Here is a 23,655-nt window from a genome sequence, read left to right on the forward strand (position 1 = left end):
GGGAAGTGAACCGATCACTTTACGCGGTGGCTCAGGCCTGCACGACCTCTTTGCCAGCGTTTACTACGGCGGACTGGGTTTCCTGCCACCAGCGCTGGGCCAGCGCCGGGCTGCGCGCCTTGCCCACCGCCGCCAGCAGTTCCGGGCAAAGGCGTTCCAACGCCAGCGCATCGGTGCAGCGTTCGATCTTCAACTGCATGAAGTAGCCCTTCAGCCCCAGATGGCGCCGCACCGCCTCGCTCATCGCGTCGTACAACTGCTGGTACAGCGCCGGGTCCTGTTCGCGGCCGGTGCTGATGCCACGCGCCGGAGCGGCCTCTACGCTCCCGCCGATCACCTCGATCAGTCCCTGTGCGGCCAGCTGCTCCAGTGCATCCGGAGGTGCGCGCAGGCCATCGAACAAGCCGCGCAGTTCGGTGTCATCGCGATGGCCATCGACCATCAGCAGGATTGAACGCAGTGCCGCCGGCAGGCGCCGGCCACGGTCTTCGATTTCCTGACGGCCAGCAGCCGTCTTGGCGTGCAGCAATGCCATTGCATCCCCCTCCCTTGATGCGCCATGCCGGCGCACCCTCACGGGCACGCCCCCCTGTGTGCCACCCCTGGGCGGCGCGCGCATTCCCCGGCGCGCACCGCGTGTTGCAGGTCGATGACAGGGCGAGCTTAGCGCAAGTGCAGCGGATAGTGCCGGCCGCTGGCCGGCAACCTCGGGATTGATGGGGGGCCGGCCAGCGGCCGGCACCACCGGATCAACGGCCCAGCGCGCGGCGGATCTCCTCCAGCGCGCTGGGGTCGTCCAGCGTCGACAGGTCGCCCGGGTCACGCTGCTCGGCCAACGCCTGCAACGAGCGCCGCAGCAGCTTGCCCGAACGGGTCTTGGGCAGCGCGTTGACCACGTGCACATGCGCCGGGCGCGCGACCGCACCAAGCGAAGTCGTCACCGTCGCCATCATCTCGGCCACCACCGGCGCCGGATCCTCGCCTTCAAGCCCCTGCTTGAGGGTGACGAACACCAGCGGCACCTGCCCCTTCAGCTCGTCCTTGACCCCGATCACGGCAGCCTCGGCCACGCGCGGATGGCTGGAGATGGCCTCCTCGATTTCGCGCGTCCCCAGCCGATGCCCGGCCACGTTGATCACATCGTCGGTACGGCCGAGGATGAAGGTATAGCCATCGTCATCGCGGATCGCCCAGTCCAGCGAGCTGTACAGCAGTTCCTTGAAGTGGCTGAAGTAGCTCTGCAGGAAACGGCTGTCGTCGTTCCACACCGTGCTCATGCAACCCGGCGGCAAGGGCGGCGACACCACCAGCACGCCCTTCTGCCCCGGTGCCACTTCCTCGCCGGTGTTCTCGTCGATCACCTTCATCCGGTAGCCGAGATTGGGGAAGCCCGGTGAACCGAAGCGCACCGGCTTCATCTCCAGGCCCGGCAGCAGGGTCAGTGCCGGCCAGCCGGTTTCGGTCTGCCAGTAGTTGTCGATGATCGGCTTGCCCAGCGCTTCGCTGATCCAGTGCGCGGTGGGCTCGTCCAGCGGCTCTCCGGCCAGGAACAGATACTTCAGGGCGCGCAGGTCGTGGCGATGGATGAAGTCCGCGTCATGCTTCTTCAGCACGCGGATGGCGGTGGGTGAGGAGAACATGGTGCGCACGTTGTACTGTTCGCACAGCGCCCACCAGATACCCGGGTCCGGATTCGTCGGCAGCCCCTCGTACAGCAACGAGGTGCAGCCACCGATCAGCGGGCCGTACACGTTGTACGAGTGGCCTACCGCCCAGCCGACGTCGGAAGTGGAGAACATCACCTGGCCCGGCTTGCAGTCGAACACGGTCTCCATCGACTGCGCCATCGCCACCGCGTAACCACCGACATCGCGCTGCACGCCCTTCGGCTTGCCGGTAGTACCGGAGGTGTATAGCAGGTAGCTCGGCTCGCTCGCTTCCAGCCACTGTACCGGCACATCGACCTCACCAACCTGTGCACGCAGCGCGGCGTAGTCCACGTCGCGACCCGGCACGCGGGGTTCGGCGGCATCCAGCCCGCGCGACACGATCAGCACGTGCGGTGGCGGCGACGCCGCTTCGGCGCAGGCCGCGTCGACCATCGGCTTGTACGGAATCAGCTTGCCACCGCGCATGCCGGCGTCCGCTGCGATCAGCAACTTCGGCTTCGCATCGTCGATGCGCAGCGCCAGGTTGTGCGCGGCGAAGCCACCGAACACCACCGAGTGCACCGCACCGATGCGCGCGCAGGCCAGCATCGCGAACACGGCTTCGGCCATGTTCGGCATGTAGATCACCACGCGGTCACCGTGGCCGACGCCGAGATGCTTGAGCACGGCGGCGAAGTCGTTCACTTCGCGATACAGCTGGCGATAGGTGATCTCGCGGGTGCTGTTGGTTTCGGTGGAAATCGCAACCAGCGCGAGCTGGTCGGCGCGCGTTGCCAGGTGGCGGTCGACGGCGTTGTAGCAGAGATTGGTTTCGCCGCCGACGAACCAGCGCCGGAACGGCGGGTTGCTGTAGTCGAGCACCTGCTGCGGCGGTTTGTGCCAATGGATGCGCTTGGCTTCCTCGCCCCAGAAAGCCTCCGGCTCGTCGATCGAGCGACGGTAGGTTTCCTCGTAGTTCATGACGCAGCCCTCCCAGACAAAGTCATGGGTTCGAGGATAGTCCGGCGCTGGCGCGCGGGCCGCCCTACCTTGGTAGGGGGTGGGTTTTTCATGCAGGGCTGCGCCCTGCACCTGCAGAAGCCGAAGCCGAAGCCGAAGCAACAGCAGAAGCTGGCTTACTTGGGGATGGCGGGGTGGGTCCGGTGGCGGGAGACGCCGTAAACCCGTCCATGGGGGCTTGGCCGCGGCATCCATGCCGCGGACACTCCCGCCACCGGACCCACCCCGCCTTCGACAGATTCCGCGATCTGTCGGAACGGCATATTGTTCTGGTAGGTGTCGACCTTGGTCGACACGATAGATCCACGCCATGCGTGAATGATTCATTCGATATCTGACAGAAAAAGCGTGTCGACCAAGGTCGACACCTACCAACAGCTGCGCGGAACAACGGCCACCGTTACCAACAGCCGAGTGAACCTGTCGAAGGTGGGGCGGTGTCGGAGTGCGGGGTGTCAGCCGCATGGATGCGGCTGCCAAGCCTACACGGACGTACTTGCGGCGGCCCCGCACTCCGACACCGTCCCGCCAACCCACGTATAGCCCGCTTTTGACATTGACGTTGATTCTGCGGGTGCAGGGCTGCAAGCCCTGCCGAACCCCTAGAACGGAGCCGCGGACTCGAACGCGAGCGCCTCGCCCGTCAGCGGATGCGTGAACCGCAGGCTGCGCGCATGCAGGTGCACGCGCTGCGCCGGTGCCGCGTCATACAGCACGTCGCCAACAATCGGATGGCCAATACTGGCCATGTGCAACCGCAGCTGATGGCTGCGGCCGGTGATCGGTTCCAACGCCACGCGCGTACGCTGCGCTTCAACATCACGCGCCAGCACGCGCCAACGCGTCAGCGCCGGCTTGCCGCGCTCATGGTCGATCATCTGCTTCGGCCGGTTCGGCCAGTCCACGATCAGCGGCAGATCCACGTCGCCGGCATCGCCTTCAAGCAGCCCCTCGACGACCGCTTCATAGCGCTTGCCAACCCGGCGCTGCTCGAACTGCATCGACAACGCCGCCTGCATGTCCTTGCCACGCGCATGCAGCAGCAGCCCGGAAGTCACCTGGTCCAGGCGGTGCACGGTCAACGCATCCGGGTACAGCGCCTGCAGGCGCGCGACGACGCAGTCCTGGTTCTCGGCGCTGCGACCGGGCACGGACAGCAGGCCGGGGGGCTTTTCAGCCACCAGCAGCGCGTCGTCGATGTAGTGCAGGTGGATCATGCGGTTCCAGGAATGCCAAATGAAAACGGGGAAGCCGAAGCCTCCCCGTTTTCTGCGTACCGACCAGCGGTCGGTACCTACCTTGATGCAAGACGTACCGACCGGAGCCGGTACCGCCTGCATCAGCCCAGCAGGTGGGCGACGCCGGCGCGCTCTTCTTCCAGCTCGGCCAGGGTCTTGTCGATGTACTTCTGGCTGAAGTCGTCGATCGGCAGATCCTTGACCAGGGTGTACTTGCCGTTCTCGGTGGTCACCGCGAAACCGAAGATCACGCCTTCCGGAATGCCGTAGGAACCGTCGGACGGCACGCCCATCGTGACCCACTTGCCGTTGCTGCCCAGCACCCAGTCACGCACGTGGTCGATGGCGGCATTGGCGGCCGAAGCGGCCGAGGACGAGCCACGGGCTTCGATGATCGCCGCGCCGCGCTTGCCGACGGTCGGGATGAACGTGTTGGCGTTCCACTCCTGGTCGTTGATCGCATCGGCGATCGAGGCGCCGTCGGCGGTGGCGAAACGGTAGTCCGGGTACATGGTCGGGCTGTGGTTGCCCCACACGACCAGCTTCTCCATGCCACCGACCGGCTTGCCGAGCTTGGCCGACAGCTGGCTCAGCGCGCGGTTGTGGTCCAGGCGCAGCATGGCGGTGAAGTTTTCCGGCTTCAGGTCCGGGGCCGACTTCATTGCGATGTAGGCGTTGGTGTTGGCCGGGTTGCCGACCACCAGCACCTTCACGTCGCGGCTGGCGACCTTGTTCAGCGCCGCGCCCTGGGCGGTGAAGATCTTGGCGTTTTCCAGCAGCAGGTCCTTGCGCTCCATGCCCGGGCCACGCGGACGTGCGCCGACCAGCAGAGCGATGTCGGCGTCCTTGAACGCGACTTCGGCGTCATCGGTGCCAACCATGCCGGCCAGCAGCGGGAACGCGCAGTCTTCCAGCTCCATCATCACGCCCTTCAGGGCGGCCTGGGCCTTGTCGACCGGCAGTTCCAGCAGCTGCAGGATGACCGGCTGGTCCTTGCCCAGCATTTCGCCGGAGGCGATGCGGAACAGCAGGGCATAACCGATCTGGCCGGCGGCGCCGGTCACGGCAACACGAACGGGTGCTTTCATGGGGGTTTCCTCTTGCTTGCAAGCGTTTGATGGGACGCCGCGGGCATGGCCACGCAGGCCGGGCAGGCGGCGGGGAACAGGGAAACGGCCACCCGTGGGTGGCCGTTTCGAAGGGGGTCAGGCGGCGAGGTGCTTGTTCCACTCCGCGACGCGGTCGGCCTGGGCGGCCAGCACGGCGTCGACGTCGCCTTCCAGGGTGATCGAATGGATCACGTCGCCCTGCTTGACCGAATCGACGATGGCCTGGCCTTCCAGGACCTTGCCGAAGACGGTGTGGCGGCCGTCCAGCCAATCGGTCTTGATGTGGGTGATGAAGAACTGGCTGCCGTTGGTGTTCGGGCCGGCGTTGGCCATCGACAGCGAGCCGACCTCGTGCTTCACGCCATTCTTCTCGTCTTCGAACTTGTAGCCCGGGCCGCCGGTGCCACGACCCTGCGGGCAGCCGCCCTGGATCATGAAGTCGGCGATCACGCGGTGGAAGATCAGGCCGTCATAGAAGCCGTGCTTGACCAGGTTCACGAAGTTGGCCACGGTCAGCGGCGCCTTGTCGGCGAACAGCTCGACCTTGATCGGGCCCTGGGTGGTGTCGAAAGTGGCGATGAGGGACATGAAGATCCTTGGTGCAAAGGGGAATGCGTCTAGCCACCTAGTTTACACCTGCCTCGTGGCGGCGGTGCCTTCGACCATCGGTGGAGCCCCCGCCTTCAGCCAGCGGAAGGTGAGCCGGGGGCCCCGTCCTGGCGACCTCGGCCGAAGCGGCGGACAGCCAGCTGAATGGGCCGCTGGGCCGGCGTGAAATCCACCTTTTCGCGAATCGTCAAGTTCGACGTATAATGTTGGACTTCTTTTTCCAAATCCGGCGCCGACTGGCCCCCTTTCGTATGTCCATCGAAAATCTTCGCAACATCGCCATCGTCGCCCACGTCGACCATGGCAAGACCACCCTGGTCGACCAGCTGCTGAAGCAGTCCGGCACCCTGTCCGAGCGCACCGTCCTCGCCGAGCGCGTGATGGACAGCAACGACCAGGAAAAGGAACGCGGCATCACCATCCTGGCCAAGAACACCGCCATCACCTGGGAAGACAAGAAGACCGGCATCAAGAACCGGATCAACATCGTCGACACCCCCGGCCACGCCGACTTCGGCGGTGAGGTCGAGCGCGTGCTGTCGATGGTCGACACCGTGCTGATCCTGGTTGATGCGATGGACGGCCCGATGCCGCAGACCCGCTTCGTGACCCAGAAGGCCTTCGCGATGGGCTTCAAGCCGATCGTCGTGGTCAACAAGGTCGACCGTCCGGGCGCCCGTCCGGAGTGGGTGATCGACCAGGTCTTCGACCTGTTCGACAAGCTCGGTGCCACCAACGAGCAGCTGGATTTCCCGATCGTCTACGCCTCGGGCCTGAACGGCTACGCGGGCCTGGAAGACACCGTGCGCGACGGCGACATGACCCCGCTGTACGAAGCGATCATGCAGCACGCGCCGAAGCCGGAAGTGGACCCGGAAGGCCCGTTCCAGATGCGCATCAGCCAGCTGGACTACAACAACTTCGTGGGCGTGATCGGCATCGGCCGCATCCAGCGCGGCACCCTGAAGAAGAACATGCAGGTCGCGGTCATTGACCGTGAAGGCAAGAAGCGCAACGGCAAGGTGCTGCAGGTGCTGGGCTTCATGGGCCTGGAGCGCATCGAGCAGGATTCGGCCGAGGCCGGCGACATCGTGGCCATCTCCGGCATCCAGGAGCTGACCATCTCCGATACCATCTGCGCACCGGACTTCCCGGAAGCCCTGCCTGCGCTGACCGTCGACGAGCCGACCATCTCGATGACCTTCCAGGTGAACAATTCGCCGTTCGCCGGCAACAAGGACCTGTCCGGTGGCAAGTTCCTGACCAGCCGCCAGATCAAGGACCGCCTGGACCGTGAAAAGGTCCACAACGTGGCCCTGAAGGTCGAGCAGCTGGAAGACGCCGACAAGTTCCTGGTCTCCGGCCGTGGCGAACTGCACCTGTCGGTGCTGATCGAGAACATGCGCCGCGAAGGCTACGAGCTGGCTGTGTCGCGCCCGGAAGTGATCATCAAGGAAATCGACGGCCAGCTGATGGAGCCGATCGAGCAGCTGGTGGTGGACATCGAAGAAATCCACCAGGGCGGCGTGATGGAAAAGCTGGGCACCCGCAAGGGCCAGTTGAAGAACATGGAATCGGACGGCAAGGGCCGCGTGCGCCTGGAGTACCAGATCCCGGCCCGTGGCCTGATCGGCTTCCAGAACGAGTTCAAGACCCTGACCCAGGGTTCGGGCCTGCTGTTCCACGTGTTCGACCACTACGGCCCGAAGGAACAGGGCGCCATCGCCAAGCGCATCAACGGCGTGATGATCGCCAATGCGCCGGGCGTCACCCCGGCCTACTCGCTGGGTCCGCTGCAGGAACGCGGCAAGCTCTTCGCTGCCGAAGGCGACAACGTGTATGAAGGTCAGCTGGTCGGCATCCACTCCAAGGACAACGACCTGACCGTCAACGCGATCAAGACCAAGCCGCTGACCAACATGCGCGCTTCGGGCAAGGACGATGCGATCCAGCTGACCCCGGCGATCAAGTACTCGCTGGAACAGGCCCTGGACTTCATCGAAGACGATGAGCTGGTCGAGATCACCCCGAAGGAGATCCGCCTGCGCAAGAAGTTCCTGACCGAAAGCGATCGCAAGAAGGCTTCGCGCGGCGGCTGAGCCTGCACCCCGTGAACCAGAGCGGCTACAACCCGGATCCACACCGGCATCCGGGCCTGCACGTCATCGCCCTGCTCGAAGCGAGCAAGGCGATGCTGGCGCTGTTGGCCGCCACCGGGCTGGAAGTGCTCGGACCGCAGCCGCTTCGGCACGGCATCATGGTCCTGATCCGGCGTTTCAGCCTGGATCCGGACCATGGCACCCTGCCCTCGCTGCTGCATATGATCAGCCCCGACGCGGTCCACCTGGCCGCGGCGGGGATGATCGGCTACGGCCTGCTGCACCTGGTCGAAGCCTGGGGCCTGTGGCGGGCCAAGGCCTGGGCCTCCTGGCTGGGCTGCCTGACTGCCTCGCTGTACCTGCCCTTCGACATCTTCGCGATCATCCGCCACCCCGGCTGGCCGTCGTGGACGATCCTGGCGATCAACCTGATCGTGGTCTACGTTCTCGCCCGCGACCTGCGCAAGCGCCACCGCTGAGCACCGGCTACACTGGGGATTGGAGCCGACCAAGCCGCCCCATGCGCCCGTCCTTGCCGCCTCTGCTGACCTGCCTGCTCGCCGCGCTGCCTGCGCTGCTTTCGGCTGGCTGCAGCCCGGCCACGCCCAGCGCGCATGCGGCCGAACCTGCGAGCCGCAACGTGCCGTTCCCGTACGCTGAAACCGATGTTGCCGACCTGCAGGCGCGGATGACCGCCGGTGAACTGGACAGCACCACCCTGACCCAGGCCTACCTGCAGCGGATCGCCGCCCTGGATCGGGCCGGCCCCCGCCTGCGCGCGGTGATCGAGCTCAACCCCGATGCCCTGAAGGAAGCCGCGGCGCGCGACCGCGAGCGCCGCGATGGACGCCTGCGTGGCCCGCTGCACGGCATCCCGGTACTGCTGAAGGACAACATCAACGCGGCGCCGATGGCCACCAGTGCCGGCTCTCTGGCCCTGCAGGGGCTCCGCCCTGACGATGCGTATCTGGTGCGGCGCCTGCGCGAGGCCGGGGCCGTGGTGCTGGGCAAGACCAATCTCAGCGAATGGGCCAATTTCCGCGGCAACGATTCGGTGTCCGGCTGGAGCGCGCGCGGCGGCCAGACCCGCAATCCCTATCGCCTCAGCCACTCGCCTTGCGGCTCCAGCAGCGGCAGCGCGGTAGCGGTCGCCGCCAACCTGGCCAGCGTGGCGATCGGCACCGAAACCGACGGCAGCATCGTCTGCCCTGCGGCGATCAATGGCATCGTCGGCCTCAAGCCGACCGTCGGCCTGGTCAGCCGCGATGGGATCATCCCGATTTCCTTCAGCCAGGACACTGCGGGGCCGATGACACGCAGCGTCGCCGACGCTGCGGCCGTACTGACCGCAATTGCCGGCCGCGATGATGCCGACCCGGCCACCGCAACCATGCCCGGCCGTGCGGTGTACGACTACACCGCGCGGCTGGATCCGCAGGGACTGCGTGGCAAGCGCATCGGCCTGCTGCAGACGCCGCTGCTGAAATACCGCGGCATGCCGCCACTGATCGAACACGCCGCCACCGAGCTGCGCCGGGCCGGTGCCGTCGTGGTGCCGGTGGAACTGCCCAACCAGGGCGCCTGGGCCGACGCCGAACGCAAGGTACTGCTGTACGAGTTCAAGGCCGGGCTGGAGCGTTACTTCAGCGCCCACCGCGCTCCCCTGCACAGCCTGGCCGAATTGATCGCCTTCAACCGGGCGCACAGCAAGCAGGAACTGGGCCTGTTCGGCCAGGAACTGCTGGTAGAGGCCGACGCCACCGCCGGCCTGGCTGACCCCGCCTACATCCGCGCACGCAGCGATGCGCGCCGGTTGGCGGGCCCGGAAGGCATCGATGCGGCCCTCGCCGCCCACCAGCTCGACGCCCTGGTCGCGCCGACCACCGGCGTTGCGTGGCCGATCCGCAGCGAAGGCGACGACTTCCCCGGCGAGAGCTACAGTGCCGCCGCCGTCGCCGGCTATCCCAGCCTCAGCGTGCCGATGGGCCAGATCGATGGCCTGCCGGTCGGCCTGCTGTTCATGGGCACCGCCTGGAGCGAACCGAAGCTGATCGAAATGGCGTACGCCTACGAACAGCGCACCCGCGCGCGGCGGCCACCGCATTTCGGCACCGACACGCTGATCGACGCCGGCGAGCCCTGATCCGGTAGTGCCGGCCGCTGGCCGGCGCTACCGTTCGGGTTCCGGCTCCATCGGCACGATTGCCGCCTCACCGTCTTCAGCCCCCGGCGAACGCACATCTGCAGTACGTGCGCGTGGACCACGCGGCATGTCCAGCTCGTCAGCATGCTGCAGCCGCGCGCGCAGCTGCGGCAGCGACTGCGGATGCTCACGTGCGAGGAAATCGAGCATGCGCTCGCGTACCAGGCAACGCAGGTCGAACGCGTCGCCGGAGCTGCGCGCACTCACCAGCAGGCGCACCTGGATCGCGCGCTCGCTGGTTTCGGTCACCTGGGTCACGCAGACCCGGCCATCCCACAACGCTTCGCCCCGGCAGATGCGCTCCAGTTCAGCACGGATCGCCGCAATCGGGGCACGATAATCCAGCCACAGGAAGGCTGTGCCGAGCAGGTCAGCGCTACGCCGCGTCCAGTTCTGGAAGGGGTTCTCGATGAACCAGGTCAACGGCACCACCATCCTCCGCTCGTCCCAGATGCGTACCACCACGTAGCTGCTGCCGATCTCCTCGATGCGTCCCCACTCGCCCTCGACGATCACCACATCGTCCAGCCGGATCGGCTGGGTCACTGCAATCTGCAGGCCAGCGATCAGGTTGCCGAACACTGGCTTTGCGGCGATACCGGCCACCAGGCCGATGAGGCCCGCCGAGGCCAGCAGCGCGGTGCCGATCTTCTGCACCATGGGGAAGGTCAGCAGCACCAGCGAAGTGCCCAGCACGATGATGCCGCCCATCAGCACGCGGCTGAGCACCCGCGTCTGGGTCTGGATGCGGCGCGCTTCCAGATTATCGGAGACATCGATGGGATGGCTGCGCAGGATGGCCCGCTCACCCGCTGCCACTGCGCGTACCAGCAACCAGATGAAGCAGGCGGTCAGTGCGATATGCAGCACCCGTTGCAGGTTGCCCAGAAGGGGATCCTGCAGCGGCGTGGCCTGCAACGCAGGAATCAACAGCAGCAGCGGCCATGCGGTGGCCATTGGCAGCCCGAGCACACGCCCGATGCGCGCGCGCCGCCGATCACGCCCTTTCAGCCGATGATAGATCCACAGGATCAGCCACGCGCCGATACCGCCCACCACCACGGCCAATCCCAACGGCCATGCGTAGGCCTGTGCGCTCTGCCAGTGCACCCTTGTCACCTCCAGTCGAACCGCCAAGTGGACAGCCTCGCGCATGGCACATGAGCGTCACGTCAGTCGTTTGTAAGGAGGGTGTTGGTCGGCAGGGCTTGCAGCCCTGCACCTGCGGTAGTGCCGGCCGCTGGCCGGCAACCTCAACAGCAACAGCCGAAGCAGAAGCGGGTTTGCTGTGGGATGGCGGGGTGGGTCCGGTTGCGGGGGGCGCTGCAAGTACCCCTCCGGGGCCCGGCCCAGCCGCTGGCGGCTGTGCGTTCGGGCGCTTGCGAAGCAGTGCTTCGCAAGCAAAGCGCCCTCACCCATGTAAGCTCGGTCGCCGCATCCATGCGGCTCACGCCCCCGCAACCGGACCCACCCCGCCTACGACAGATCTCCGCGATCTGCAGTAGATCCACGCCATGCGTGGATGAATCTCCATCGGAATCGAATATTTCGAATTGGATTCCAAAAGCATCCACGCATCGCGTGGATCTACCGTGTCGACCAAGGTCGACACCTACCAGCAGCCGAGTGAACCTGTCGAAGGTGGGGCGGTGTCGGGGTGCGGGGTGTCAGCCGCATGGATGCGGCTGCCAAGCCTACAAGGACGTACTTGCGGCGTCCCCGCACTCCGACACCGTCCCGCCAACCCACGGATAGCCCGCTTTTGACGTTGACGTTGACGTTGCTCTGGCTCGTAGCAGGTGCAGGGCTGCAAGCCCTGCCGAAAAATCCTTACCGCACCAGCTCCTGCTTGCGCACGATCGCCATCGCGATCTCCAGCGACTGCTCGTAGTTCAACCGCGGGTCCACCGTCGAACGATACGCACGCTCCAGGTCGCGCTCGGTCAGTTCGCGCGCGCCGCCGATGCACTCGGTCACGTCCTCGCCGGTCAGTTCCAGATGCACACCGCCCAGGCGCGTACCGGCGGCCGCATGCAGATCGAACGACATCTCCACCTCGCCACGCACGTTGTCGAAGCGGCGTGTCTTGAAACCGTTGGCGGTGCTTTCGGTATTGCCATGCATCGCATCGCACACCCACAGCACGCGGCGACCATCACGCTTGACCGCGTCCAGCAGCGGCGGCAGTTTCTCTGCGATCTGCGTTGCGCCCATCCGGTGGATGAAGCTCAGGCGGCCCGGCTCGTCATGTGGGTTGAGCACATCGATCAGGCGCAGCAGCTGGTCCGGCGTCACCGACGGGCCCACCTTGATCGCAATCGGATTGCGCACGCCACGCAGGTACTCCACGTGCGCGCCATCGAGCGCGGCCGTGCGCATGCCGATCCACGGGTAATGCGTACTCAGGTTCAACCAGCCCTGCTGGCGCGGCACCTGGCGGGTCAACGCCTGCTCGTAGGGCAGCAGCAGCGCTTCGTGCGACGTGTAGAAGTCGATGCGGTTGAGGTTGTGCACGCGGGCCCCGGCCAGGGTCTCCATGAAGTGCACCGCATCGCCGATCGAGGCCACCATCTTCTGGTACTCGGCCGCCAGCGGCGAGTGGCTTACCCACTCCAGGTTCCAGTATTCGGGGTGGTGCAGGTCGGCGAAACCGCCGTCGATCAGCGCACGCACGAAGTTCATCGTCATCGCCGAATGCGCGTGGGCCTGCAGCATCCGCTTCGGGTCCGGCAGGCGTGCTGCCTCGGTGAAGGCCGGCGCGTTGATCACATCGCCGCGGTAGCTGGGCAGGGTCACACCATCGCGGGTCTCGGTGTCGGCCGAGCGCGGCTTGGCGTACTGGCCGGCGAAGCGGCCCACGCGGATCACCGGCTGGCGCAGGCCGTGCACCAGCACCAGGCTCATCTGCAGCAACACCTTCAATCGGTTGGAAATGGTGCCCGATTCGCAGTCGCTGAAATTCTCGGCACAGTCGCCGCCCTGCAGCAGGAAGCGCTTGCCTTCCTGGGCCTCGGCCAGCTGCTGCTTCAACGCCAGGATCTCCCACGAGGTGACCAGCGGCGGCAGCCGCTTCAGCTCGTGCAGAGCGGCGTCCAACGCCACCGGGTCCGGGTAGGTCGGCATCTGCAGCGCGGTCTTGCCACGCCAGCTCTCCGGCGACCAGGCAGCGCCAGCGGTGGTCGCGTCGGAATCGGAGGCGGGCGGAACGGCGGACAGGCTCATTGCAGACTTCCGGGGTGGGGGGCGGTCATGGTCGCAGAGCCAGCCGCTGACGCAAAGGCCCACACCCACCGCCCCGGCCACCTGAACGGCAGGGAAAGGCCAGCGCCAGCAGCCAGATCCAGCATGGTCAGCCGCACGGGACAGGCGCATGATTTGTTACGGAGTAACACTTCCACGTCATGGACCGGCCCCTTCCACGCCCAGCCGCCCCCTCTCTCACCATGAAGCCCTCACCCCTCGCTACCGGCATTGCCTTCGCCCTGGCCTTGGCCAGCCTGCCCGCCTTCGCCGCAACGACCGACGACACCTCTTCCTCCGTCAAGGATCTGGACGCAGTCACCGTCCACGCCCAGCTCGACCAGGCCCGCAACGCGCTGTCGCCGGACATCGGCAGCAGCCAGTACCAGATCACCGCCGAGGACATCCAGAAGCAGCCGCTGGGTGCCTCCGCGCCGCTCAGCCAGGTACTGCTGCAGGCCCCGGGCGTGGTCCAGGATTCCTATGGCGGCGTGCACGTGCGCGGCGACCACGCCAACCTGCAGTACCGCATCAATGGCGTGCTGCTGCCCGAATCGATCTCCGGCTTCGGCCAGACACTGGATGCACGCACCATCAAGAGCATCCGCCTGATGGATGGCGCGCTGCCGGCGCAGTTCGGCGAGCGCACCGCTGCAGTGGTCGACATCACCACCCGCAATGGTGCCGAGCTCGGCAATGGCGGCAGCGCCGGTCTGACCGCAGGCTCGTTCGGCAAGATCAATCCGAATGCCTCGTGGTGGGGCAACCAGGGGCGATGGAGCTGGTTCCTGACTGGCAACTACGACCAGAACGAGGTTGGCCTGGAAAACCCGACCCGCTCGCGCAAGCCGCTGCACGACGACACCCACCAGGGCAAAGCGTTCGCTGACCTCACCTACCTGGTCAACGAGAACACCCGCCTGAGCGTGTTCGCCGGCTTCGCCAACAACCGCTTCCAGATCCCGGTCAACCCCGGGCAGACCCCGCAGTTCGGTTACCTGGACACCACCACCTTCGACTCCAGCCAGCTGGATGAAACCCAGCGCGAAACCACCCGCTTCGGCATGCTGGTGCTGCAGGGCGCGCTGGGCAGCACCGCCTACCAGCTGTCCGCCGGGCAGCGCTACAGCGATGTGGCGTTCAACCCGGATGTCATCGGCGACCTGGTATTCAGTGGCGTCGCCTCGCAGGTGCAGCGCAGCAACCGCGCCAACACGCTGCAGGCCGATTTCTCCACCCCGCTGGGCAACGACCACACGCTGCGCTATGGCCTGTACGGCAACTACGAGAACGCGCGGGCCAGCAACAGCAGCTGGGTGTTCCCGGTCGATGACGCCGGCCAGCAGTCCAGCACCACGCCGCTGCTGATACCTGACCGCAGTGCCTTCCATGCCAGCACGCTGGCGTTGTACGTGCAGGATGAATGGAAGATCGGCGACGACTGGACCGTCAACTACGGCCTGCGCGGCGATCGCTACAAGGCCTTTGGCCACACCGAGGGCCAGCTCAGCCCCCGCGTGGGCGTGGCCTGGAATGCCAGCGACAGCACCACCGTGCATGCCGGCTATTCGCGTTACTTCACGCCGCCGGCCAGTGAGCTGATCGCCAGCAGCGATATCGCGCTGTACGACGGCACCACCAACCAGCAGCCGAGCGGCGGCAACAACACGCCACTGGCCGAGCGCAGTGACTACTACGACATCGGCGTATCGCATCAGCTGGGCGAACACCTGACCCTGGGCTTGGACGCGTACGACCGCCGTGTTGCGCGCCTGCAGGACGAAGGCCAGTTTGGTGCCGCCTACATCTATTCGACGTTCAACTACCGCCGCGGCCATATCCGTGGCCTGGAGTTCAGTGCCGACTACAGCAACGGTCCGTTCAGCGCTTACGTCAACGCGGCGTACAACAAGGCCATCGGCACCCAGGTCATCACCAGCCAGTACAACCTCGATCCAGAAGCGCTGGCCTATGTGGCCAACCACTGGATCCACCTCGACCACGACCAGAAGCTGACCTCATCGGGCGGCTTCAGCTACGCCTTCGCCGGCCACAACCGGGTCGGCGCCAACTACGTGTTCGGTAGCGGCCTGCGTTCGGACATCGAGGGCGTGCCCAACGGCGGCGAGCTGCCATCCTACCTGCAGGTGAACCTCAGCGCCGGGCATGACTTCAATGCCGACAGTGGCCATCCGCTGCATGTGCAGCTGGCCGTGATCAACGCATTGGATCGCAGCTACCAGCTGCGCGATGGCGGCGGTGTTGGCGTGTTCGCGCCGCAGTGGGGGCCGCGCCGTGGCGCCTACCTGAGCCTGCAGCAGGATTTCTGAGAACGCCAGGGTGCCTGGGGTCGGACCCCTTTCCGCAGGAGAGGGCTCCGACCCCGCCTTAGTTCAGCGCTTGACCTTGCGCAGCGACACCACCAGCGCCCACAGCGCCAGCAGCACGAACCACACGCCCGACCACATCGGCATGGTCAGGCCCAGGAACGTCCAGTCGATATTGCCGCAGTTGCCGGTACCGGTCAGCACCGTGCGGAACACTTCCAGCGGCCCCATGGTCTCGCGCAGGAAGCTCAGCGGCGGGCCGCAGGTCGCCCCCATCTCCGGTGGCAGCATCTGCACGTAGACGTGGCGCGCAGCGATGCCTACGCCGACCGCGGCGGCAATGAAGGCGAGCACGCCGTAGGTTGCCCGGCCAGGACGGTTGGAGGGCCCGTGCAGTGCACCGATCAGGAACAGCAGGCCCAGCGCGGCGAACGCCAGCCGCTGGAAGATGCACAGCGGGCACGGCTCCAGGCCCATCTTCAGCTGCAGGAAGATCGCGTAGCCCAGCAGGCCGGCGCAGATCAGGAAGCCCAGGAAGAACTGGGCGCGGAAGGGCCAGCGCAGTGGATTCATCGTCAACGCTCGAATGGATCAGGCGCCAAGCGTAACCGAGAGTGCATGCCATTCGAACCGCCACAGGTGACGCCTGTCGGAACGGTACGGGTCAGATCCCACAGAAACGCAAAAGCCCGGCAGAGGCCGGGCTTTCGCTGTGTCGCATTGGAGCGGTCCGATTACTCGGCCACTTCCTCGGCCACGACCGGACGGTCAACCAGCTCGACGTAGGCCATCGGCGCGTTGTCGCCAGCGCGGAAGCCGCACTTCAGCAGGCGCAGGTAGCCGCCCGGACGGTTCGCGTAGCGCGGGCCCAGGATGGTGAACAGGTTGCCCACGGCTTCGTTGTCGCGCAGGCGGGCGAAAGCCAGACGGCGGTTGGCGACGGAGTCGACCTTGGCCAGGGTGATCAGCGGCTCGGCAACGCGGCGCAGTTCCTTGGCCTTCGGCAGGGTGGTCTTGATCAGCTCGTGCTTGAACAGCGAGGCGGCCATGTTCTTGAACATCGCTTCGCGGTGGGCGCTGGTACGGCTGAACTTACGGCCAGACTTCTGGTGACGCATGGTGATATTCCTTGGTTAATGATGAGGCTGTGCGGATCGTTGTCGCCATCCTGGCGTTGCTGCGCGGACTGCGGATGGTCCTGGCCGCCCGTCCTGGACGACCTGCCCGCGAACCTGCGGTTCGTCGTGGCATGGTGTGCTGCGTTGAAGGCCCCACCGCGAACGGTGGAGCCTTCAGGTATTACCGATATCAGCCCAGCATGCCGTGGCTGGCGACGCCGGCCGGCGGCCAGTTCTCCAGCTTCATGCCGAGCGACAGGCCGCGCTGAGCCAGCACTTCCTTGATCTCGGTGAGCGACTTCTTGCCCAGGTTCGGGGTCTTCAGCAGCTCCACTTCGGTCTTCTGGATCAGATCGCCGATGTAGTAGATGCTTTCAGCCTTCAGGCAGTTGGCCGAACGCACGGTCAGCTCCAGATCGTCGATCGGGCGCAGCAGCACCGGATCCACGCCGTTGTTGGCCGGCTTGGCCGCACCGCGGTCGCGGTGGGTGAAGTCACCGAACACCGACAGCTGGTCGCTGAGGATGTCGGCGGCGGTGCGCACGGCTTCCTCGGCATCGATGGTGCCGTTGGTCTCGATATCGATGACCAGCTTGTCCAGGTCGGTGCGCTGTTCGACACGCGCCGCTTCCACGGCATAGGCGACACGGCGAACCGGCGAGAACGAGGCATCCAGGACCAGGCGGCCGATGGCACGGGTTTCTTCGTCCGGACGACGACGCGCGGCAGCCGGCTGGTAGCCGAAACCACGTTCGATCTTCAGACGCATGTTGATCGCCGTATCCTTGGTCAGGTGGCAGATCACATGGTCGCCGTTCAGGATCTCCACATTGTGGTCGACCTTGATGTCGGCAGCGGTGACAACGCCCGGGCCCTGCTTGGACAGGGACAGAGTGGCGCTGTCGCCGGAGTGCATACGGATGGCCACATCCTTCAGGTTGAGCAGGACTTCGAGCACGTCCTCCTGCAGACCTTCGACCGTGGTGTACTCATGCAACACGCCGTCGATTTCGACTTCCGTGATGGCGAAGCCCGGGATGGACGACAGCAGCACGCGACGCAGGGCGTTGCCCAGCGTATGCCCGTAACCCCGCTCCAAAGGTTCGATAACGACCTTTGCACGGGTGTCGGTAAGGCGTTCGATCTGCGGACCGCGAGGACGCAGAACCTGGTTGGCGGTAACCGTCATGTTGCGGGTTCTCCTAGTGAACCCCCGGCCGTCGCCGGGGGCTCTCCAATGTGAATTACTTCGAATACAGCTCGACGATCAGCGCTTCGTTGATGTCCGCAGGCAGATCCGAACGATCCGGAACAGCCTTGAAGATGCCGGTGAACTTGCCGGAATCCACTTCAACCCACGACGGGCTCAGGTCATGCTGGGCGGCGACGGTCAGGGCTTCCTGGACGCGCAGCTGCTTGGCAGCCTTTTCGGACAGAGCGATGGCGTCGCCAGCCTTGACCTGGTACGAAGCCAGGTTGACCGACTTGCCATTCACGGTGACGCCGCGGTGCGACACCAGCTGACGGGCAGCCGGACGGGTCACGGCGAAGCCCATGCGGTAGACGACGTTGTCCAGGCGGGTTTCCAGCAGCTGCAGCAGGTTCTCGCCGGTGTTGCCCTTCTTGGTCGAGGCCTTCTTGTAGTAGTTGCGGAACTGACGCTCCAGCAGGCCGTAGATACGCTTGACCTTCTGCTTTTCACGCAGCTGGGTGGCGTAGTCGGACAGCTTGCCCTTGCGGGCAGTGGCGCCGTGCTGGCCGGGCTTCTGCTCCAGCTTGCACTTGGAGTCCAGCGCACGCGCCGGGCTCTTCAGGGACAGGTCGGCGCCTTCGCGGCGGGCGAGCTTACAGGTAGGACCGATATAACGAGCCATTTCTTATCGCTCCCTTTAGACGCGACGCTTCTTCGGCGGACGGCACCCGTTGTGCGGGATGGGCGTCACGTCGATGATGTTGGTGATCTTGTAGCCGACGTTGTTCAGCGAACGCACGGCCGACTCACGGCCCGGACCCGGGCCCTTGATGCGGACTTCCAGCGACTTCACGCCGTAGTCCAGCGCAGCACGACCGGCCTTTTCAGCAGCCACCTGGGCAGCGAACGGGGTCGACTTGCGCGAACCGCGGAAGCCAGCGCCACCGGAGGTCGCCCACGACAGAGCGTTGCCCTGGCGGTCGGTGATGGTGACGATGGTGTTGTTGAACGAAGCGTGGACGTGGGCAACGCCGTCGGTGACGACGCGCTTGATCTTCTTCTTGGTCTTAGCAGCGGGCTTAGCCATTTCTCAGTCCCTTACTTCTTGATCGCCTTGCGCGGACCCTTGCGGGTGCGGGCGTTGGTACGGGTGCGCTGGCCACGCAGCGGGAGGCCACGACGGTGACGCAGGCCGCGGTAGCAGCCCAGGTCCATCAGGCGCTTGATCGCGATGCCGATCTCACGGCGCAGATCGCCTTCCACGATGTACTTGCCGACTTCGGCGCGCAGGCGCTCGATTTCCGGCTCCGACAGATCGCGGATCTTGGTGGTGGAAGCAACGCCTGCGACTTCGCAGACCTTCTTCGAACGGGTACGGCCGATGCCGTAAATGCTTTGCAACCCGACCCAGACGTGCTTCTGGGCTGGCAGGTTGACGCCTGCAATACGCGCCATGACGCGGTTCTCCAGCTGAGTGATGGCCGACAGCGCGCCTCGGGCACGCCAATCCGGCAGGATGGATCAAAAAAGTGAACTAGCGATACTAACAAGGTTCCGGTTTACATGGAAGCCCGTGAAACCATTGGTTTCATGAACCCGGCCTGGGGAGTGTGCCCAGGCTCCGGCGCCGGATGGGGTTGGACCTGGGGTTTCCCCCGGGGCCGCCCGCGCTACTCCAGCGCGGGACCACCTCATCACACCCCCACCCGGAACCGCTGCGGGGGCCGCCCTTCGTTTGTGTGGCCGGAGTCCGCGAAGCGGAGGGACCATCACGTCAGGAAGACGAAAGTATAACAGGCCTATCAGCCGCGGGCAAAACCGCCGCGGTTGCCGCCCTTCAGGTTGGCCTTCTTCAGCAGGCTCTCGTACTGGTGGGACATCAGGTGTGCCTGCACCTGGGCGATGAAGTCCATCACCACCACCACCACGATCAGCAGCGACGTGCCACCGAAGTAGAACGAGGCATTCAGCTGCGTGCGCATCAGTTCCGGCAGCAGGCAGACGATCACCAGGTAGGCCGAGCCGGCCGCGGTCAGGCGGGTCAGCACGCCGTCGATGTAGTCGGCGGTGGCCTTGCCCGGACGGATGCCCGGAATCAAAGCGCCCGACTTCTTCAGGTTGTCGGCGGTTTCCTGCGAATTGAACACCAGCGCGGTATAGAAGAACGCGAAACCGGTGATCAGCGCAGCGAACACGATCATGTGCAGCGGCTCGCCCGGGCCCAGGGCATTGGCGACCTTCTGCAGGACCTGGCCGAAGCTGCTCTGGTTGGCAGCCTGGCCGGACCACATGGCCAGGGTGGCCGGGAAGGCCAGCAGGCTCGAGGCGAAGATCGCCGGGATGACGCCGGCCATGTTGAGCTTCAGCGGCAGGAACGAGGTCTGGTTCATGTACGCGTTGCGACCGCCCTGGCGGCGCGCGTAATTGACCGTGATCCGGCGCTGGCCACGCTCCACGAACACCACGAAGAAGGTGAAGGCGAGTACGACGATGGCGATCAGCAGGAGCTGGATGAACTGGATGTTGCCGTCGCGGTAGGCGTCGAAGGTGTGGATGACCGCACCCGGCAGACCGGCGACGATACCGGCGAAGATGATCAGCGACACGCCGTTGCCGATACCGCGTTCGGTGACCTGCTCACCGACCCACATCAGGAACATGGTGCCGGCAGTCAGTGCGACCACCGCGGTGAGCACGAAGCCCATGCCGGGGGCGTACACGACCGGAGCGCCCGACGGCGAAACCTGGCCCTGCAGGGCCAGCGCGATCGAACCGCCCTGCACCACTGCCAGCAGCACGGCGCCGATGCGCGAATACTGGGTGATCTTGCGGCGGCCGGACTCACCTTCCTTCTGCATCGCCTTCAGGGCGGGGAAGATGTGCACGGCCAGCTGCATCACGATCGATGCCGAGATGTACGGCATCACGTTCAGCGCAAAGATGCTGAAACGGTGCAGGGCGCCGCCCGAGAACATGTTGAACATGTCCACGATGCCGCCGCCCTGCTGTTGCATCATGGCAAGCATGGCATCGGGATTGACGCCCGGCACCGGCACGTAGCAGCCGATGCGATAGACGATCAAAGCCCCGACGACGAACAGCAAACGTTGGCGAAGTTCAGTGAACTTGCCCATTCCGCCCGCGAGGTTACCGATGCCAGCTTGCGCCATGATTTTCTTACTCCGTTACGCTGCCGCCGGCAGCTTCGATCGCAGCCTTGGCACCAGCCGTGGCAGCAATACCCTTCAGGGTGAACGCCTTGGTCACTTCGCCCTTGACGACGACCTTGGCCTTCTTGGCAGTGCTCGGGACCAGCTTGGCAGCACGCAGGGCGGCGAAGTCGATCTCACCGGCCGGCAGCTTGTCCAGCGCGTACAGCAGCACTTCAGCGGTGTCCTTGGCGATCGGCGAACGGAAGCCGATCTTCGGCAGACGACGCTGCATGGGGGTCTGGCCGCCTTCGAAGCCAGCCTTGATCTTGCCGCCACCCTTGCGGGCGAACGAACCCTTGTGGCCGCGGCCGGCAGTCTTGCCCAGGCCCGAGCCGATACCGCGGCCGACGCGGGTGCGCTCGGTGCGGGCGCCCGGTGCCGGGCTCAGTTCATTGAGACGCAGAGTCATGGTCGATTACTCCTCAACCTGGACGAGGTACTGAACCTTGTTGATCAGGCCGCGCACCTGCGGGCTGTCCTTCAGTTCACGCACATCGTTGAGCTTGTTCAGGCCCAGGGCACGCACCGACAGGCGGTGACGCGACTGGGTGCCACGCAGGCCACGCACCAGGCGGACCTTCACAGTCTTGTTGGACTCATTAGCCATGGTTGAGTTCCTCCACCTTCTTGCCGCGCTTGGCCGCGATGCGGGCCGGCGACTGCGCAGCAGTCAGGCCCTTCACGGTGGCGCGCACCAGATTGATCGGGTTGCGCGAACCGGTGGCCTTGGCCAGCACGTTCTTCACGCCAACGGCTTCCAGCACGGCGCGCATCGCACCGCCGGCGATGACGCCAGTACCTTCCGAAGCCGGCTGCATGAACACGCGGGCTGCGCCGTGACCATCCTTGATGGTGTGCCACAGGGTGCCGTTGTTCAGGTCAACGCTGACCAGGTTCTTGCGGGCCTGTTCCATCGACTTCTGGATGGCGACCGGCACTTCGCGGGCCTTGCCATAACCGAAACCGACCTTGCCTTCGCCGTCGCCGACCACGGTCAGGGCGGTGAAGGTGAACTGGCGGCCACCCTTGACGGTCTTGCTGACGCGGTTGACCGCGACCAGCTTTTCGATCATGCCGTCGTCGATCTTCTCTTCGCGGTTACGGTCGCGATCGCGACCCCGCTGCTGACGCTCTTCTGCCATGTTGATTCCTTGGTTGTTTGGGTATGTACGGCTCGAGGCCGCTTATGGTTGTGGAGTGACGCGTTGTTCCGGTGGACCGCTGCAGAAGAGCGGCGCCGTCCAGCCTCACTCAGGCTGGCGAGCAGGCAGGCAGGAGGCCATCGGCCCCCTGCCCTTGTCCCTTAGAACTGCAGGCCGGCTTCGCGGGCGGCTTCTGCCAGGGCCTTGATGCGGCCGTGGTAGCGGTAGCCCGAACGATCGAAGGCAACCTTCTCGATGCCGGCGGCCTTGGCGCGCTCGGCAACGATGCGGCCGACCTTGGCAGCGGCATCGGCGTTCTTGCCGTTCTTCAGGCCTTCCTTGACGTCGGTCTGGGTGGTGTTGGCGGCAGCCAGCACCTTCGAACCGTCAGCGGTGAAGACCTGGGCGTACAGGTGCTGGCCGGTGCGCAGCACCGACAGGCGGGCGACGCCGAGCTCACGGATGTGGGCACGGGTCGACTTGGCGCGACGCAGGCGGGCGATGTTCTTGTTCATGATGTGTTTTCCTTGAAAGCGGAAGCGCCTAATTAGGCCTTCTTGGCTTCCTTACGGATGATGACTTCGTCGGAGTACTTCACGCCCTTGCCCTTGTACGGCTCCGGCTTGCGGAACGCACGGATCTTGGCGGCGACTTCACCGACGACCTGCTTGTCAGCGCCCTGGACCAGGATCTCGGTCTGGGTCGGGGTGGAAATGGTGATGCCTTCCGGCGCCACGAACACGACCGGATGCGAGAAACCGAGCGACAGGCTCAGATCCTTGCCCTGCATGGCAGCACGGTAACCCACGCCGACCAGCTCCAGCTTGCGCTCGAAGCCTTCGGACACGCCCTTGACCATGTTGGCCAGGATCGCGCGCACGGTACCGGTCAGCGCGACCAGGTCGGCGCTCTCGGTGCTCAGGGTGGCAACGCCGCTGTCGACGTTGATGGCAATACCGGCCGGCTTGACCAGCGACAGGGTGCCCTTCGGGCCCTTGACGGTGACGCTTTCCGACTGGACGTTCAGTTCGACCTTACCCAGGGTGACGGGCTTCTTGGCTACGCGGGACATAGTTCTACTCCTTTCGCCTTAGGCCACGAAGCACAGGACTTCGCCGCCGACGCCCAGCTGGCGCGCCTGCGCATCAGTCATGATGCCCTTGGAGGTGGAAATGATGGAGATGCCCAGGCCATTCATGACCTTCGGCAGCTCGCTCTTGCCGCGGTACTGGCGCAGGCCCGAACGCGAGAAGCGCTTCAGGGTCGCGATGACCGGCTTGCCTTCGAAATACTTCAGCACGATTTCCAGCTCGGCCTTGTTGTTTTCCAGCTGGGTCACGCGCAGGTCGGTGATGTAACCCTCGTCCTTCAGGACCTGGGCGATCGCAACCTTGATCTTGGACGACGGGGCTTTCACCGTCTGCTTGCCAACCGCAGCCGCATTCTTGATGCGGACCAGCAGGTCGGCGATGGGATCAGTCATGCTCATATGAGTAC

At 65.3% G+C, this 23,655-nt stretch carries 24 protein-coding genes; 4 read left to right on the top strand and 20 right to left on the bottom strand.

Going from position 1 to position 23,655, the window contains the following annotated elements; translation table 11 throughout:
• Positions 1 to 31 precede the first annotated feature (31 nt).
• From AC5P7S_RS07690 to AC5P7S_RS07710, 5 genes are all read right to left on the bottom strand, one after another.
• Positions 32 to 535, bottom strand: a complete 504-nt coding sequence (locus tag AC5P7S_RS07690; protein ID WP_005415431.1) for a hypothetical protein — start codon at positions 533 to 535, stop codon at positions 32 to 34.
• A gap of 214 nt (positions 536 to 749) precedes the next feature.
• Positions 750 to 2,630 (bottom strand): propionate--CoA ligase, encoded by a 1,881-nt coding sequence (prpE, locus tag AC5P7S_RS07695; RefSeq protein ID WP_005415430.1) that lies wholly within the window; start codon positions 2,628 to 2,630, stop codon positions 750 to 752.
• A 641-nt stretch (positions 2,631 to 3,271) separates the two neighbouring features.
• On the bottom strand, positions 3,272 to 3,886 hold the full coding sequence (locus tag AC5P7S_RS07700; RefSeq protein WP_095377053.1) for an RluA family pseudouridine synthase: 615 nt from the start codon (positions 3,884 to 3,886) through the stop codon (positions 3,272 to 3,274).
• Between the two features lie 122 nt (positions 3,887 to 4,008).
• The gene (locus AC5P7S_RS07705) at positions 4,009 to 4,995 is read right to left on the bottom strand and encodes a malate dehydrogenase (protein ID WP_005415428.1); all 987 of its coding nucleotides are present in this window, start codon (positions 4,993 to 4,995) and stop codon (positions 4,009 to 4,011) included.
• Positions 4,996 to 5,112: 117 nt separating this feature from the next.
• Positions 5,113 to 5,604: a peptidylprolyl isomerase gene (locus tag AC5P7S_RS07710; protein ID WP_005408225.1), complete on the bottom strand. Its 492-nt coding sequence runs from the start codon at positions 5,602 to 5,604 to the stop codon at positions 5,113 to 5,115.
• Between the two features lie 272 nt (positions 5,605 to 5,876).
• Here AC5P7S_RS07710 and typA point away from each other — a divergent pair, with 272 nt between their 5' ends.
• The 3 genes from typA to AC5P7S_RS07725 are packed head-to-tail and all read left to right on the top strand — an operon-like array spanning position 5,877 to position 9,867.
• Complete coding sequence (typA, locus tag AC5P7S_RS07715) at positions 5,877 to 7,724, top strand: translational GTPase TypA (protein WP_005415427.1); 1,848 nt, start codon at positions 5,877 to 5,879, stop codon at positions 7,722 to 7,724.
• 11 nt (positions 7,725 to 7,735) lie between these two features.
• Complete coding sequence (locus tag AC5P7S_RS07720; protein WP_005415426.1) at positions 7,736 to 8,203, top strand: DUF2127 domain-containing protein; 468 nt, start codon at positions 7,736 to 7,738, stop codon at positions 8,201 to 8,203.
• 41 nt (positions 8,204 to 8,244) lie between these two features.
• A complete protein-coding gene (locus AC5P7S_RS07725) occupies positions 8,245 to 9,867 on the top strand; it encodes an amidase (protein ID WP_095377054.1) in 1,623 nt (540 codons plus the stop codon).
• 27 nt (positions 9,868 to 9,894) lie between these two features.
• Here AC5P7S_RS07725 and AC5P7S_RS07730 read toward each other — a convergent pair whose 3' ends face one another.
• Both AC5P7S_RS07730 and AC5P7S_RS07735 read right to left on the bottom strand, forming a co-directional pair.
• Positions 9,895 to 11,082, bottom strand: a complete 1,188-nt coding sequence (locus AC5P7S_RS07730) for a mechanosensitive ion channel family protein (protein ID WP_315973848.1) — start codon at positions 11,080 to 11,082, stop codon at positions 9,895 to 9,897.
• Between the two features lie 675 nt (positions 11,083 to 11,757).
• Positions 11,758 to 13,149: a class II 3-deoxy-7-phosphoheptulonate synthase gene (locus AC5P7S_RS07735; protein ID WP_005415423.1), complete on the bottom strand. Its 1,392-nt coding sequence runs from the start codon at positions 13,147 to 13,149 to the stop codon at positions 11,758 to 11,760.
• A 221-nt stretch (positions 13,150 to 13,370) separates the two neighbouring features.
• Here AC5P7S_RS07735 and AC5P7S_RS07740 point away from each other — a divergent pair, with 221 nt between their 5' ends.
• A complete protein-coding gene (locus AC5P7S_RS07740) occupies positions 13,371 to 15,497 on the top strand; it encodes a TonB-dependent receptor (protein ID WP_095377056.1) in 2,127 nt (708 codons plus the stop codon).
• Between the two features lie 63 nt (positions 15,498 to 15,560).
• Here AC5P7S_RS07740 and AC5P7S_RS07745 read toward each other — a convergent pair whose 3' ends face one another.
• From AC5P7S_RS07745 to rpsH, 13 genes are all read right to left on the bottom strand, one after another.
• A complete protein-coding gene (locus AC5P7S_RS07745; RefSeq protein ID WP_005415421.1) occupies positions 15,561 to 16,067 on the bottom strand; it encodes a disulfide bond formation protein B in 507 nt (168 codons plus the stop codon).
• Between the two features lie 161 nt (positions 16,068 to 16,228).
• Entirely contained in the window at positions 16,229 to 16,612 is a 384-nt protein-coding gene (gene rplQ / locus AC5P7S_RS07750) for a 50S ribosomal protein L17 (RefSeq protein ID WP_005408217.1), read from the bottom strand.
• Between the two features lie 190 nt (positions 16,613 to 16,802).
• Positions 16,803 to 17,801 (bottom strand): DNA-directed RNA polymerase subunit alpha, encoded by a 999-nt coding sequence (locus tag AC5P7S_RS07755; RefSeq protein WP_005408216.1) that lies wholly within the window; start codon positions 17,799 to 17,801, stop codon positions 16,803 to 16,805.
• 55 nt (positions 17,802 to 17,856) lie between these two features.
• Positions 17,857 to 18,486 carry a 30S ribosomal protein S4 gene (rpsD, locus tag AC5P7S_RS07760; RefSeq protein ID WP_004145446.1) on the bottom strand — a complete coding sequence of 210 codons (630 nt, stop codon included), beginning with the start codon at positions 18,484 to 18,486 and terminating at the stop codon, positions 17,857 to 17,859.
• A 15-nt stretch (positions 18,487 to 18,501) separates the two neighbouring features.
• The gene (gene rpsK / locus AC5P7S_RS07765; RefSeq protein WP_004145443.1) at positions 18,502 to 18,891 is read right to left on the bottom strand and encodes a 30S ribosomal protein S11; all 390 of its coding nucleotides are present in this window, start codon (positions 18,889 to 18,891) and stop codon (positions 18,502 to 18,504) included.
• Between the two features lie 11 nt (positions 18,892 to 18,902).
• Positions 18,903 to 19,259 (bottom strand): 30S ribosomal protein S13, encoded by a 357-nt coding sequence (gene rpsM / locus AC5P7S_RS07770; RefSeq protein WP_004154500.1) that lies wholly within the window; start codon positions 19,257 to 19,259, stop codon positions 18,903 to 18,905.
• A 347-nt stretch (positions 19,260 to 19,606) separates the two neighbouring features.
• A complete protein-coding gene (secY, locus tag AC5P7S_RS07775) occupies positions 19,607 to 20,974 on the bottom strand; it encodes a preprotein translocase subunit SecY (RefSeq protein WP_005415420.1) in 1,368 nt (455 codons plus the stop codon).
• Between the two features lie 7 nt (positions 20,975 to 20,981).
• Entirely contained in the window at positions 20,982 to 21,425 is a 444-nt protein-coding gene (gene rplO / locus AC5P7S_RS07780; RefSeq protein ID WP_004154498.1) for a 50S ribosomal protein L15, read from the bottom strand.
• 6 nt (positions 21,426 to 21,431) lie between these two features.
• Positions 21,432 to 21,623, bottom strand: coding sequence for a 50S ribosomal protein L30 (gene rpmD, locus AC5P7S_RS07785; RefSeq protein ID WP_005408214.1), 192 nt, complete (start codon positions 21,621 to 21,623; stop codon positions 21,432 to 21,434).
• Positions 21,616 to 22,158 carry a 30S ribosomal protein S5 gene (gene rpsE, locus AC5P7S_RS07790; RefSeq protein WP_005415419.1) on the bottom strand — a complete coding sequence of 181 codons (543 nt, stop codon included), beginning with the start codon at positions 22,156 to 22,158 and terminating at the stop codon, positions 21,616 to 21,618. Before rpsE ends, rpmD begins: the two co-directional genes overlap by 8 nt.
• A gap of 161 nt (positions 22,159 to 22,319) precedes the next feature.
• Positions 22,320 to 22,673 (bottom strand): 50S ribosomal protein L18, encoded by a 354-nt coding sequence (rplR, locus tag AC5P7S_RS07795; protein ID WP_004154495.1) that lies wholly within the window; start codon positions 22,671 to 22,673, stop codon positions 22,320 to 22,322.
• Positions 22,674 to 22,705: 32 nt separating this feature from the next.
• Complete coding sequence (rplF, locus tag AC5P7S_RS07800; RefSeq protein WP_005415418.1) at positions 22,706 to 23,230, bottom strand: 50S ribosomal protein L6; 525 nt, start codon at positions 23,228 to 23,230, stop codon at positions 22,706 to 22,708.
• 18 nt (positions 23,231 to 23,248) lie between these two features.
• Positions 23,249 to 23,647, bottom strand: a complete 399-nt coding sequence (gene rpsH / locus AC5P7S_RS07805) for a 30S ribosomal protein S8 (protein ID WP_005415417.1) — start codon at positions 23,645 to 23,647, stop codon at positions 23,249 to 23,251.
• Positions 23,648 to 23,655: the final 8 nt, after the last annotated feature.

The organism is Stenotrophomonas sp. YJH_SMC_32 (assembly GCF_059369975.1).